Annotated in this window: 10 protein-coding genes; 5 read left to right on the forward strand and 5 right to left on the reverse strand. The window is 42.9% G+C overall.

Annotated features, from left to right (window positions below; genetic code table 11):
* Positions 1-151 precede the first annotated feature (151 nt).
* The 5 genes from C1N53_RS13510 (at position 152) to C1N53_RS13530 (ending at position 9,134) form a co-directional block, all read left to right on the forward strand.
* Positions 152-3,238 (forward strand): TonB-dependent receptor, encoded by a 3,087-nt coding sequence (locus tag C1N53_RS13510; protein WP_137759810.1) that lies wholly within the window; start codon positions 152-154, stop codon positions 3,236-3,238.
* A 19-nt stretch (positions 3,239-3,257) separates the two neighbouring features.
* A complete protein-coding gene (locus C1N53_RS13515) occupies positions 3,258-4,754 on the forward strand; it encodes a RagB/SusD family nutrient uptake outer membrane protein (protein WP_137759811.1) in 1,497 nt (498 codons plus the stop codon).
* Between the two features lie 18 nt (positions 4,755-4,772).
* Positions 4,773-6,206, forward strand: coding sequence for a PKD domain-containing protein (locus tag C1N53_RS13520; RefSeq protein WP_137759812.1), 1,434 nt, complete (start codon positions 4,773-4,775; stop codon positions 6,204-6,206).
* 321 nt (positions 6,207-6,527) lie between these two features.
* Positions 6,528-7,298: a family 16 glycosylhydrolase gene (locus C1N53_RS13525; RefSeq protein ID WP_240773218.1), complete on the forward strand. Its 771-nt coding sequence runs from the start codon at positions 6,528-6,530 to the stop codon at positions 7,296-7,298.
* 237 nt (positions 7,299-7,535) lie between these two features.
* A complete protein-coding gene (locus C1N53_RS13530; protein ID WP_137759814.1) occupies positions 7,536-9,134 on the forward strand; it encodes a hypothetical protein in 1,599 nt (532 codons plus the stop codon).
* 103 nt (positions 9,135-9,237) lie between these two features.
* Here the strand turns inward: C1N53_RS13530 and C1N53_RS13535 are convergent, their stop codons facing one another.
* The 5 genes from C1N53_RS13535 to C1N53_RS13555 form a co-directional block, all read right to left on the reverse strand.
* Entirely contained in the window at positions 9,238-9,519 is a 282-nt protein-coding gene (locus C1N53_RS13535; RefSeq protein ID WP_240773219.1) for a hypothetical protein, read from the reverse strand.
* 99 nt (positions 9,520-9,618) lie between these two features.
* Positions 9,619-10,371, reverse strand: coding sequence for an SDR family NAD(P)-dependent oxidoreductase (locus tag C1N53_RS13540; protein WP_137759815.1), 753 nt, complete (start codon positions 10,369-10,371; stop codon positions 9,619-9,621).
* A 1-nt stretch (position 10,372) separates the two neighbouring features.
* Positions 10,373-11,056 carry a porin family protein gene (locus C1N53_RS13545; protein ID WP_240773220.1) on the reverse strand — a complete coding sequence of 228 codons (684 nt, stop codon included), beginning with the start codon at positions 11,054-11,056 and terminating at the stop codon, positions 10,373-10,375.
* A gap of 23 nt (positions 11,057-11,079) precedes the next feature.
* Complete coding sequence (ubiE, locus tag C1N53_RS13550) at positions 11,080-11,802, reverse strand: bifunctional demethylmenaquinone methyltransferase/2-methoxy-6-polyprenyl-1,4-benzoquinol methylase UbiE (RefSeq protein WP_137759817.1); 723 nt, start codon at positions 11,800-11,802, stop codon at positions 11,080-11,082.
* A 155-nt stretch (positions 11,803-11,957) separates the two neighbouring features.
* Positions 11,958-14,237, reverse strand: a complete 2,280-nt coding sequence (locus C1N53_RS13555; protein ID WP_137759818.1) for an OmpA family protein — start codon at positions 14,235-14,237, stop codon at positions 11,958-11,960.
* Between the last annotated feature and the right edge of the window lie 168 nt (positions 14,238-14,405).

The raw sequence follows: 14,405 nt of genomic DNA on the forward strand, positions 1-14,405 counted from the left end.
AGCATATTTTAAGTTGCATGATGTAGTATTGTTGTAGTAATTTTGCTGCTCCTGATGTAGTAATGTTGTACTCATTTCTTTGCAATAATAACATATCCGGGGGTTCTTTACAACATCATTCATGATTGAGTACTCACAAAAATAACTGCTTATGAAAAACCTATTACTTATCTTTTTATTACTGACTTCAGGAATAGTTTATGCTCAGAACACTATTACTGGTAAAGTCACTTCAGCTAAGGAAGGAGATCCTTTACCTGGTGTTAGTGTAGTTGTGAAAGGAACCAATGTTGCTACTACAACAAACTTAGAAGGTAACTTCCAGCTTAATGCTCCAGACAATGCAGAAACACTTGTTATTAACTTCCTTGGTTATCTTAAAGTCGAAGAGCCTATCGGTAATCGTTCTGTTATTAATATTGCTTTACAGGAAGATGTGAAGACACTGGAAGAAGTAGTTGTAATTGGTTATGGCGAGCAGAAAAAAAGCGTTGTAACCGGTGCTATATCTAGCGTCAAAGCTTCTGATTTAGAGAACATGCCAATTACTCGTGTTGAACAGGCTTTACAGGGAAGAACTTCAGGCCTTACTATTACTCAAAACTCTGGCCAGCCTGGTGCTGCATCTACTGTAAGAGTAAGAGGTACAACCACAATAGGAAACAGTGACCCACTATATGTTGTAGATGGTGTACCAGTAGAAGGAGGTATTGATTACCTGAACCAATCTGATATAGAATCTATAGAAGTTTTAAAAGATGCAGCCTCTCAAGCAATATATGGTGCACGTGCAGCTAATGGTGTTATACTAGTTACAACGAAAAAAGGAAAAAGCGGCCAGTTATCTGTTAACTACAATGGTTTCTATGGTATACAGCAGCCTTGGCGCCGTCTTAATTTACTAAATGCCCGTGAATATGCTACACTCTTTAATGAAGCAAGTATAGCTAGTGGTGGTGCTATTAGATTTGAAGATCCGGCCTCATTAGGTGAAGGCACCGACTGGCAGGATGCAGTTTTCAACAACAGCGCACCAATACAGAGCCACGATGTTAGCTTATCTGGTGGTGGTGAAAAATCAACATACTTTGCTTCTTTTGGTTATTGGGATCAGGAAGGTATCGTAGCTTCCTCAAACTCAAAGTATAACCGCATTACGCTCCGCTTCAACTCCAATCACAAAATTAACAAAGCAATCACATTTGGTAATAATATAGGTTATACACGAACCTCATCTATTGGAGTAGAGACTAACAGCGAATGGGGATCTCCATTATCCAGAGCAATTAACATGGATCCTCTGACACCTGTAATTGAAACAGATCCAGCAAGACTTAGCAACCCTATCTTCAGCAACCAGCCTGTGGTAAGAGATGCTTATGGCAGACCATATGGTATCTCTCAATATATATCTTCTGAAATTCTGAACCCTGTTGCAGCCCTTCAGGTAGCACAAGGCAGAGGATGGGCTGACAAAATTGTGAGCAATGCCTTTGTACAGATTGAACCCGTTAGCGGCTTAAGGCTAAGATCTTCGATAGGTGCCGACTTAGCTTTCTGGGGGGATGAAGGTTTTAACCCTGTCTTTTACCTGAATACTACCAATAACAATACCCTTAACAGGTATACCCGAAATAGCAACCGTGGACTGAACTGGTTGTGGGAAAACACTATATCTTATAGCAGAGTATTAGGTGCTCACGATATAACTTTACTTGCCGGAACAACAGCTCAAAGAAATTACGGCGAAAATCAGGGTGGTGCTAAAACAGGTTTACCAGTAAACCATATTGATGATGCTTCTTTAAACTTTCCTGTAACAAACGAGAACCAGTTCTTTTGGGGAGGAGAATACGAGAATGTCTTATCTTCGATTTTTGGAAGGGTAATTTATAACTACGATGAGAAATATCTGTTTACAGGTATTCTTCGCAGAGATGGTTCTTCTAGGTTTGGCCCAAACAACAAATATGGCTTTTTCCCTTCTGCGTCTTTAGGATGGGTTGTCTCACGTGAAAATTTCTTTCCAACTAATGAAGTAGTAAACTTCTTAAAAGTTAGAGGTTCTTATGGTATTGTTGGCAATAATAATATTCCCAATTTCCAATATTTATCCACAGTAGGTGGTGGTAGAAATTATACATTAGGTTATCCTAATCCAACCCTTGTAAATGGAGTAAGCCCAAATAGAATATCTAACCCTGACCTTAAATGGGAGGAAACATCTCAGTTCAACATTGGCTTTGAGGCTACTGTTTTCCAAGACTTTAGCTTAACCTTCGACTATTACACAAAAAAAACATATGGCATGCTGCTTGGCACAGATGTGCCTTGGTATGTAGGAAATACGGGGCCAGTTGCAAATATTGCTGACATGAACAACATGGGCTATGAATTTGAAGTGGGCTATCGTAAAGTGTTAGGCGATGTTAACTTTTCTTTAAATGCGAATGCATCATACTTGAAAAATGAGGTGATTTTCCTGGGGGATGAAAGAACTTTCCTTACAGGACAAACATTTGGCCCATCTGGAGAACAGTTTACTCGCACACAGGTTGGTTACGCAGTCGGTTCATTCTACGGGTTTAAAAACAATGGCATCTTTCAGAACCAGGAAGAAGTTAACCAGTACAAAAATATTGATGGTCAGATACTCCAGCCTAATGCAAAACCCGGCGACTTCAGAAGAGTGGATGTAAACGGAGACGGCGTTATTAGCGACGACGACCGCACTATTATTGGTAATCCAACACCGGATTGGACTTATGGTTTAACTGCCTCAGCTAATTGGAAAGGGTTTGATATAACAGTATTTGGACAGGGTGTAGCAGGTAACGATGTGTTCCAGGCTATCAGACGCTACGACTTACAGGGAGCTAACTGGACTACAGCTGCCTTAGGCCGCTGGACCGGTGAAGGAACATCAAACACTTTCCCTAGACTAAACCTGAATGATGCAGAAGGAAACAGAAACTTCAGCCGTAGCTCTGATTTTTATGTAGAGGATGGCTCTTATTTCCGCATCAAGATTTTACAACTGGGTTATTCGCTGCCACAAGGTATTATCAGCAAAGTTGGGTTAAGCAAACTACGCGTTTACGCAACAGGCAATAACCTACTTACCTTTACTAAATATAGCGGCTTCGATCCTGAAATTGGAGGAGGAAGTTTTGGTGTAGATAGGGGTATTTACCCTCAGGCTCGCTCATATATGCTAGGTATTAATGTTGGTTTTTAACATTTAACACTCATTCTAGATGAAACTTAAAAATATTTTATATCCTGCCCTTTTATTATCAGGAATTACCGTATTCAGCTCCTGCGACAGAGAATTTCTTGAGCTACAGCCAAGAGGAACTGAGCTGGAAGGTAACTTTTACCAAAACGAAGAACAAGTATATCAAGGTCTGATAGCTGTTTATGATGTCATGCAATGGGGTACCAGTGGTGGCTACACCATGAAAATGCCCTTACTCACAGTAGCATCAGATGAAGCTCATGCCGGAGGTAGCGATGCAGCGGATCAACCAAGCTGGGTTCGCTGGGACAACTTTACTGTAAATCCTTTTGACAGTCCTGCACCCGGTTTATGGCAAAAGAGTTATACCGGTATATACCGCGCTAATCTTTTACTGGAGAAAATTGAGACTGCCCCACTAAGCCAGGCATTCAAAGACAGAGTAATTGCAGAGACTAAAACTTTAAGAGCATACTTTTACTTCGATTTGGTTCGCTACTTTGGTAATGTTCCGCTTATAACAGCAACTATTCCAACAAACCAGCTTTATAGTTTAGAACAATCTGCACCATCTGTTATTTTTGGTCAGATAGAGCAGGATTTAAACGATGCCATTCCAAACTTACCTGCAACGATTCCGTCAGGCCAAAGAGGCCGCTTATCGAGATATGCCGCTCTGGCAATTCTAGGCAAAGCCATAATGCACCAGAACAACAATGCACGCATGGCCGAAGCAGCTCAGATTTTTAACAGAGTCAACACAGAAGGCGGTTATCAGTTGCTACAGAATTATGGAGACATTTTCAGGCCCGATAATAAATTTCATTCTGAATCTATTCTGGAAATTCCTCATTCAAACCTGGCGGCCTGGGGAGACTGGGGTTGGGTAAACGGCGGAGAAGGCAATGTCGCTCCACAATTTATAGGAATAGCCGACTATAACGGCCCTACTTACTCTGGAGGTTGGGGATTTGCTCCAATTTCTTTAAGCTTGGTCAATGCTTTACAAGGTGATCCGCGTTTTGAGCATACTATCATAGATGGTAAAGCTCTAAAAGAAAACGGAGCAACTTATTCAGCTAGATACCAGAATACAGATTACTTTATTAAAAAATACGCACCAATTAGCGCTTATCGATCTTCGGTAGGTACGCCTGAGCTTAACTGGCCGATCAATGAAATTGAGATTAGGTTAGCAGATACTTATCTGTTAGAGGCAGAGGCTTTAGTTCGTAGTGGCGGCAATACCAACAGAGCAAAAGACTTGTTGGATGCTGTGCGAGGCCGTGTGGGTTTACCATCAGTTGCACCAACACTAGATAACATCTATCGGGAACGTCAACTGGAATTAGCAACAGAGGGACACCGCTTCTTTGACCTGGTACGCACAGGAAGAGCTGCAACAGTACTTGGTCCTCTTGGTTTCCAGACTGGTAAGCACGAGTGGCTGCCAATTCCACAACAAGAGATAGATATCACAAAAGGTACTCTTAAGCAAAACCCTGGTTACAATTAATCCATAACTACCTGAATCATGAAACTGATAAATAAATTTTCTAATTTTTACATGCACCTGGCAATCCTGCTGATGCTAGCATCCTTTGCAGCGTGTACACCCGATGACAACGAGTTCACACTTGGCCCAACGCCAACTTCGGAAATGGTGCAGTTTTCCACAACACCAAGTACTGGCAATCCAAACATCATCGAGTTTAAAAATGAAACTCCTGGTACTATTAAGGCGATCTGGGACTTTGGTAATGGATCAACCGGTGAAGGGAATCAGGTAAGTAACCCTTATCCAGTACAAGGTAATTATACAGTAAAACTTACAGTATTTACCAAAGATGGCTATACCTCCAACACAAAAACGGTAAGTATTGCCAGTACAGATGTAACTATGCTAAACCGGGAAGACTATAATTTTCTGACAGGTGGTGCAAGCAACACTACTGGAAAAACCTGGGTAATCGACAAAGATTTTGTTGGCCATATGGGTGTAGGACCTATTGCTTCTGCCACACCAGATTGGTGGCAGGCTCCTGCTAACGACAAAGCAGGGCAAGGCTTATACAACGATGAAATGACCTTCAACCTAAACGGCTTTGCCTACACGTATGACAACAAAGGTGATACTTTTGTGAACGGTGGTAATGCAGCAGGCTTAGGAGGTACTAACCAGACAGATGATTATACCTTAAACCATACACCTCCTGCTAATATGGTCTGGAGTATGGTAGAAGAAGGAGGGAAAAAATACCTTGTAATTTCTCAAAGAGGATTTATTGCTTACTATACAGGATCATCTCGCTATGAGGTTCTAAAGCTAACAGAGAACGAATTGTACCTGAAAACCACAGATGCTGCCAATGCAGCCAATGGTTGGTGGCTGCGCCTTATACCGAAAGGCTACACAAGGCCAGTTGAGCCAAAACCTTACAAAATCGTAGACATTCAGGATAACTTTGATACAGAAGGTACTGTAGTTTGGAAGAAAGACGCGCTTACATTAAATGAGTCTTACGACAACCCTGCTCCATTCCCTATCAATAATTCGGCTAAGGTGGCCATGTATGCGAAGCAGGAAGGACAGGCTTATGCATTTGCTAACATGTTTGCTGATTTCGACCACAAGCTTGACATCACAAATCGTAACATCTTTAAAATCAAAGTTTTTATACCAGGCTATAATGATTTCACAACAGAAAACGGTGAATCCTGGGCTATCAAAACACTGCTGCGCCAGGTGTCTATCAAACTACAGGATGGCTCAGCTCCTGAACCTTGGGTAAACCAGGTAGAGGTAAAACAGGCGGTAAATGTGCTGGACAAGTGGGTAGAGCTTACTTTCGACTTTAGCCCATATGCTGAAAGGAAAGACTTGGACAGAGTTGTAATTCAGGTAGGAGGCGAAGGCAACTATATACCTGGCGTATTCTTCTTAGACGATTTCAGACTTGAGAAATAATAGTAAGGTTAGAAGCCAGCTTTTTATGCCAGACATGGTACACTGGCTATTCCTTAGGAAATAGGCTTGTAGTAAAAACGACGGGCCCCAGTTACAATAAATATGGATTATTGTTAATGTGAAGATAGTCGGCCGGTTTTGTCGGCCGATTATTATTTTCACTAAAGTTTATAAACGTATCACAGCTTTACGGTTGATACATGTAGTAAGTATATCTTAACTTTTGATTAAATGAGAATGATAAGTGCCGCTATTGCTTTTCTTTTTTTAAGTAGCATTTCATCCTGTGCTACAAAGGAAGAGCCACGACCAATAATAACAATGCCACAACCTCAGGGTCCGCCCGAAGACAAAGCCTGGACATTTGAAACTACTCCTGTGTGGGCCGATGAGTTTGAATATACAGGTCAGCCGGATCCGGCAAAATGGGGATACGACATTGGAGGCGGCGGCTGGGGCAACAACGAGTTGCAATACTATAGCGACAAAAGAGAAAACTCCAATGTAGCCAATGGCCTTTTAACTATAACGGCTCGAAAAGAAGCTTCTAATAGCATGCAATACACTTCTGCCAGAGTAATCAGCAAAAATAAAGGCGACTTTTTATACGGCAGAGTAGAGGTAAAAGCCAAATTGCCAACGGGCAGAGGTACCTGGCCTGCTATCTGGATGTTGCCAACCGACTGGGCGTACGGGAACTGGCCTAAATCAGGTGAAATTGATATTATGGAGCACGTAGGTTACGACCAGAATCGTGTGCATATTACAGTTCATACGGAGGCATATAACCATGGCATCGGCACACAGGTAGGGCAAAATAAGGTAGTTTCCACTGCCAGTACAGCGTTCCACCTTTACCGCATTGACTGGACACCCTATGCCATTCGCGGATTTATAGATAATGAACAGATTTTTGAATTCGTAAACGACGGCAAAGGCTACCGCTCCTGGCCATTTGATAAAAGATTCCATATATTGCTGAACCTGGCAGTAGGCGGCAATTGGGGAGGTGCCGAAGGAGTAGATCCGGATATTTACCCTAAATCAATGGAAATCGACTATGTTAGGGTTTATAAAATGATTGAAAAGTAACTTTTACCCCTGCAAGCTTTCTTGCAGGGGTATTTTTTTACACGTCAGCTTAAAATTATATTTAAAGAGTCTCTCTCCTTTCTTCCTGATATTCATCCTCCATATCAATCTGTTGCCCTTTTTTAATATCATTAACTTCTCAGTTTTATTAGTTCACATTTCAAAATACAGCTTTCACCTGCAAACTTTATAGTGCTTTTACGTTAGATAGAGTTATTCCTAGATTACGCTATTTCTATGATAAAGCATCAAAAACAAATATTACTTGTTCTAACAATTATACTATTTTCCAGCTGTGCAAAGAAAAACTTCTTTGCAACCACCCCTATTGCCGAACAAAGTGTTTATCAAACCATAAAAGACAAGTCTCCTGCCGAGGTAGACAGTGTCGTAGTACAGGCAGGTAAACACTATAAAAGAAGCGGGATACATAATTTATTCTGGGGCAAACACTATAGCGATACCTGGAAGGCTCCTGTTAAGGTAGAAGTCTTTGATATGAACCGCACCAAGGGCGGTCTTAAAGTGGAGAAGATCGGAGGCGGCATGCAAACCACCAGCTTCACCTTAGAAAGCAAAGATGGATTTCCTTATGCTTTACGTTCGATAGATAAAGACCCTGTTGGTGTTTTACCTGACTTCTGGCAGAAAACCTTTGTCGGCAACATCGTCCGTTATCAGACCTCTGCCGTAAATCCTTATGCAGCTCTTGTGCTACCTGTGCTGGCAGAGAGTGTAGGCATTCCGCACTCTACTCCTACATTAGTTTATGTAATGCCCAACGATACAACATTTGGCACGCATAGCGAGGAGGTGCAGGATAAGCTTTTCATGATAGAAGAAAAATATACCGATGATCGAGCTATTACCCCAGAACTTGGCAGTGCCGAGGACATTGTTAGCTCAAAAAAAATGCTCAAAAAGCGATTTGGGAAGAACTCGCACCACATTGATCAGCGTGCCTTTGCCAAAGCCAGGCTATTTGATGTATTTGTAGGAGACTGGGACAGGCATGAGGACCAGTGGGAGTGGATAGAATATAAAGAAAATGGAGAGACCGTTTACCGCCCCATTCCCAAAGATCGGGACAACGCTTTTTTTCAATTCGATGATGGCCTGATTACCTGGATTCTAAGTAGAAAATGGGCTATCCGTAAATTCCATTCCTTTAGTAAAGAGTATAAAGATGTGGAAGCCCTGATGGTGAATTCAGACTTTATAGATTATCGGGCACTCTCAGAGGTAACAGCTGCAGAATATCAGGCCCTGGCCCAGGAACTACAGCAAGCTCTGACAGATGAAGTGCTGGAGCGGGCAGTCCGCCAGTATCCGGATTCGGTCTATAAATTAATCGGGGCAAGCACCCTGGCTAAGTTAAAGAACAGGCGAGATAAACTCCAAGAGGCAGCTGATGTATTTTACCGGGTAATGGCCAGAAATGTGCTGGTGGTGGGTACCGATGATGAAGAAGTATTTAAAGTAGAACGGCTAAACGACGAAGAAACATCTGTTACGGTGCTACGCAATTCAGATAACAAGCAACTTTATCACCGCATTTTTAACCGACACGACACGAAACAAATCTCTTTGTATGGACTGGCTGAAGACGATGAGTTTACGATAACGGGAGACGTGAACAAGGGTATTGAGGTAGTCATAATCGGCGGTAGAGGAGAAGACGAAATAACCGATAAATCCAGTGTGAAGGGCTGGAGCAAAAAAACCATTGTATATGATACCAAAAGAGGCACAGAGCTCGAAACCAGCAAAGAAACTAAAGATAAACGAACGCCGGATGTACGGGTACATGCTTTTGACCGGGAAGGATTCAACTAACAGCAGGTAAAACACCTCTTTATAAAACTGAAAAAGAGCAGGAAAAATGAAGGCTATACCTCATTTTCCTGCTCTTTTCTAATTATACCTAAATAGCTGTTTGCTACTTACCCGTTTTGTTTTTTGCACCCTGTCCGCCACTGTTGTCTCTAGAACTACCCGTACGTTTATTTGGTGCAGCTGCATTCCAGGCTCCCTGGCCTTGTTGCTGACTGGCTGTTGCTTTAGTACCGTCGGTACCTAAATCAATAGCGCCTTTGTGGTTTGCGGTATTAGAGAACTCTTCGGGCATGGGCTGTGAATTAGCATTTCTGCTTGGCTTCCCTGTTGCGTGTCCGTCTCCCTTCCTGTTTTCTCCGTTTGGAATTTCATTTTTATTTGCCATAGCTCCGTTTGTTATAATCTTAGAAAAATAGTCCGCAACCTTTGCAGACTTCTCTTTAAGTTACGGGAGCCGGCTTAACGGGGTTATCAGGTATGGAAGTTAAAGCTTCTTATCCAGCACCGTGGCAGAAGCCTGAGCTGTTGGAAGTATCAGAACCTCAGCCAGGTTTACATGTGCAGGTCGGCTCACGATAAAAGCTATCACGTCTGCAATATCCTCTGCTCTGAGCGGCTCTAAACCTTTGTATACTCCTGCAGCTCTTTCTTTATCGCCCTTAAAGCGCACTTCGGAAAACTCAGTTTCCACCAATCCGGGATTCACCTCCGATACTTTAATACCTTCGTGCACCATATCAATACGCATGGCTTTGGAGATAGCATCTACTGCATGCTTTGAAGCGCAGTATACATTGCCATTGGCGTATACTTCCTTCCCTGCTATAGACCCTATATTAATGATATGCCCCTTTTTGCGAGCTACCATCAAAGGCATCACAGCCAGGCTGACGTACAATAGTCCTTTTACATTTATATCCAGCATAGCATCCCAATCTTCCAGAGAACCTTCCTGTATGGGCGACAAACCATGCGCGTTGCCGGCATTATTTACCAGAACTTCTATTTCTTTCCATGCATCAGGAAGAGAATCAATAGCTTGCTGCACCGCTTCCTTATCCCGCACATCAAATGTTAAAGGCAGCATCGGTGTATCTGCTAAATCTTGCTGCAACTCCTGCAGGCGTTCTGTTCTGCGTCCTGTAGCTATAATTTGATAACCTTGTTTGGCAAGTGCAATGGCCGTAGCCCTGCCTATACCGGACGTTGCTCCGGTAACAAGTGCAATTTTAGGCATTTTACTCGAAGTAAAGTATTAGTGAAACGTTATGATTGGTCATGCGCTGCAGACTACGGCTATACATGTTATCATCAGCAATGTGCTGGTTCAGCAAACCATGAGAAAAACGGATTTCCGGCGCAAACTTAAAGTATGGGTAAAACATATCCACACCAAAGCCATACTCCAGGGCTAAATCAAACTTTTCAGCGCGAAGCCCCTCTACCCCACGATCGTTTTTCCGGCTGTTCAGGTCTATACCCGGTTTTACTCCTCCAACCATGTATACTCTGTAGTTGGTGCGCCTCTTCGATTTATACTTCAGCAGAAGAGGCAACTCCACCATAGTTGAAGGTATAGTTACCAGTTCAGTAGCATTTTCTTCTGTTGCCTGAGGCACATTATCATATTCTATAGTTCTGCCATAAAAGCCAACGCCCGGCACAAAACGGGCATCCAGGTATTCGGCTAAACGCACATTCAGTACCAAGCCGGTATAGAAGCCGGGGCTAACCTTCGCATTCACCGTCATCGGATCAGAAGTATTTAATTGGTTTACATACTCCTGCGAATGCTGAATGTTATACTTTGTAAAAGGAAGCGCCAGGTAAAATCCGTAATGTACAGGCCTGTCGTCGTAGCCTGGTTTATTAAGCCCTACGATCCTCTTTTGTGCCGAGGCAACGTTTGTGGCAGAAAGCAATATGATAAGACTAAAAACAAGGATTATTTTTTCCCTGTATAAATTGAGCTTATTCCGAAAGTGAGTGAGTGCCATTTAGTCGATTTAAATCCAACGTTTTCAAAAATGCTGATGAAATCCTTCCCATCCGGGAAAGCCTGTACCGACTCCGGCAGGTACGTATAAGCAGCATTGTCTTTAGAAACGATTCTACCTACTACTGGTAGTATATTTTTGAAATAAAAATGATAGAGCTGTTTCATTGGGAAGGCTTTGGGTTTGGAAAACTCCAGCACAACAGCTGTTCCTCCTGGTTTTAGCACCCGGTTCATCTCAGCAAGTCCTTTGCTAAGGTTCTCAAAGTTTCTAACACCAAAGGCTACAGTAATGGCATCGAAGGTATTATCTTCGAAGGGCAGCTTTTCAGAATCACCGTATCTGAGCTCAATTTTATGAGACAGGCCTTTCTTTTTAAGCTTCTCCCGGCCAACTGCCAGCATACCTTCCGAGATGTCTACGCCAACTATTTTTTCGGGTTTTAATTTTAGTGTTTCAATGGCAAAGTCTGCCGTACCGGTAGCTATATCCAGTACCAGCTTCGGTTTTTCAGGTGCCAGCAGACTTACCGCTTTGCGTCGCCAGATAATGTCGATACCAGCGCTCAGAAAGTGGTTCAGAAAATCGTACTTCCCTGCAATGTTATTAAACATAGAAGCCACCTGCGACTTCTTTCCATCATTCTGGTCTTTATAAGGTACTACCGCCATGGGCTGAATTTAAATAGTGATGTCCGGCAAAATTACGCTACCTATAACTATTATCCTTGACTTATGTTCCAAATTATAAAAAAAGCAGGCCGATTTTACCTCAGCCTGCTTTTTTAGCAGCTTTAGCTCCCTCTCTGCGAGAGCAGCCTTGTCTGTTAAATTTCCCTGATTTTTACTACTGTAAACTCGGTGCGGCGGTTCATCTGGTGCTCCCGCTCCGATTTGGCATCAGGCACTTTATGCCTTGTTTCGCCGTATCCTTTAGCTGTAATACGGCTGGCATCTATCCCCTGCGAAATAATATATTTCACAGCCGACTCTGCTCTGCGCTGCGACAGATCCAGGTTATATATGTCCACACCTCTTGCATCTGTATGGGAGCTTAACTCAATCTCAATCTCCGGATTATCTTTCAGCACCTGCACCAGCTTATTAAGCTCTCTTGCTGCATCGGGCCTGATGTTATCTTTATCAAAATCATAGTAGATGTTATCTATGATAATGCTTTTGCCAATCACAATTTCTTCAATCAGCAAAGGCCTCACCAAGCAATATCTTCTACCTCCTTCTTCCAGCACCTCCCGCTTAGCGTCCGGCTCAAAGCTCTGGCGGGAGGCAAAGAAGCGCTGCTTTTTAATCAGGATAGAGTAGTTCTCCAGTATTTTCACATCAAAAGAGAAATCACCATTAGCATCGGTATGGGTTTCTCCCAGCTTCTGCCCTTTATCATCTTCCAGCACCACCAGCGTGTTCTGAACCGGAGTTTTTCTGCGTGCACCTTCCATTTGCTGTAAGGCTGTACCACAAATCACAAAACCATCTGCTTTTTTAGCTTTAGGTTCGGCCTTTGCAATAGCACCACCCGTTGTTGGTATATAGAAGTTCTGCACAATGGTATTCGATTCAGATAACGCTACGGGCACCTCCAGCTCGTCATACAGTATGTCTTTATCATCTTTGGAAAGCTGCACCTGGAATTTTCTGCCAGACAATACATTTACTTCATAGTTACCCTTGCCGGCTCTGGTTATATCCAGGTAAGAAATAGGTCGCTGATCGGCTGTAGTAGAACTGAAAACCAGTTTCACATCCGGAATGGGAATGCTGTCCTGCATGGTAAACACCTGCCCCACAATCCGGATCGGGCGAAGGTAGTTTATAGTATAAATATCTTTTTCTCCCCAGCCTCCTATGCGATATGAGGAGAGGTAGGCATAACTCCCGTCGGGGCTTAGGCGGTAATATGTATCGTCGTCGGGTGTGTTAATAGGCGCCCCCATGTTCTGAGGCTGCCCCCACTGATGCGCCACTGTATCATAAACGGCTACAAAAATATCATAACCGCCCATCGTATTGTGTCCCCTGGAGCTAAAGTAAAGGGTAACTCCATCATCAGCCAGGTAAGGACTGTCGTCGTCGTAAGGCGTGTTAATAACGTTTCCCAGGCTAACCGGCTTCCCCCATTCGCCATCAGGCTGGCGCTCCGACACATAAATATCCAGGTCGCGATTTTTAGAGTAGTGGTTTGTAGAATAGAATAAACGTTTCCCGTCTTTTGTAATATAGGCATCAGATTCAAAATCGCGGGTATTGATATTGCTTCCTACACTTTGTGGCAGCCCCCACTGCCCTGTTGCACCACGTTCAGAAAATAGAATATCGCCGTTGTTCTCCTGCCGGTAAAGGAGCATCTTCGTATCTTTATCATACAGCTGAATAGAAGCATCGTGGCCGGTGCTGCTAAGGCGGCCAGCTAATGAGTGTGGTTCATCCCAATCTCCGCCCTGCACTCTTCTCGATTCAAAAATATCTTCGTAATACTCCCCATCCTCTGCTTCAGTACCTCCTGTTACAGAAGCGCTTCTGGAGGTAAAAAGCAGGTAATTGTCGTCTGTCGAAATTACCGGACTATGCTCTGAGTATGCAGTATTGATTGTACCGCCCAAATTTCTCACAAACACATCTTTCGGATTTTCTACTTGCTTTTTTGCGTTACGGGCATGCTGTATCCGCATGTCAATCTCTTGTATACGCGCCTTATCACGTTTGCTGATTGTTTTTTTATACGCTTCGAAGTTGGCTATGGCCTCATCAAAACTATAGTTGATGTGTTCGATCCGGGCAATCCAGTAAAGCAGGTCACGGTTTACATTTGCATCTAATTCCTGGGCACGGTAAACATAGTCGGCGGCCCGTTCTTTGTCGAAAGACATATAGCTGATGCCTGCATAATAATACGCCAAGGCATTGTTAGGACTGTTGGCAATTATCTGCTCATAAAAAGGAACAGCTGCCCTGAAGTTACTATTGTCGAAAAACTTATTCCCGCTACGCATTAACTTTCTGTTACTTTGAGCAGATGCTACTGTAGTACACAATAGCAGGAACACGAGAAAAACCGAAAACCGGAAAGCCGGTTTACCTAACTGATTCATTTAACTATTAATAAGGGTGTTGTAATACATGAGCTAATGCCTGAAAATACAGAAGAGCCGCCGCCTGCCCAACTTACTATAAGTAGTGCCAGGGCTTAAACTATTTATAATTGTAAGAACGGGCTTACCTGTTATAAAACAGAACAGGTAAATATACCAAGTATTTAA

The organism is Pontibacter sp. SGAir0037 (genome assembly GCF_005491705.1).
Classification (GTDB): domain Bacteria; phylum Bacteroidota; class Bacteroidia; order Cytophagales; family Hymenobacteraceae; genus Pontibacter.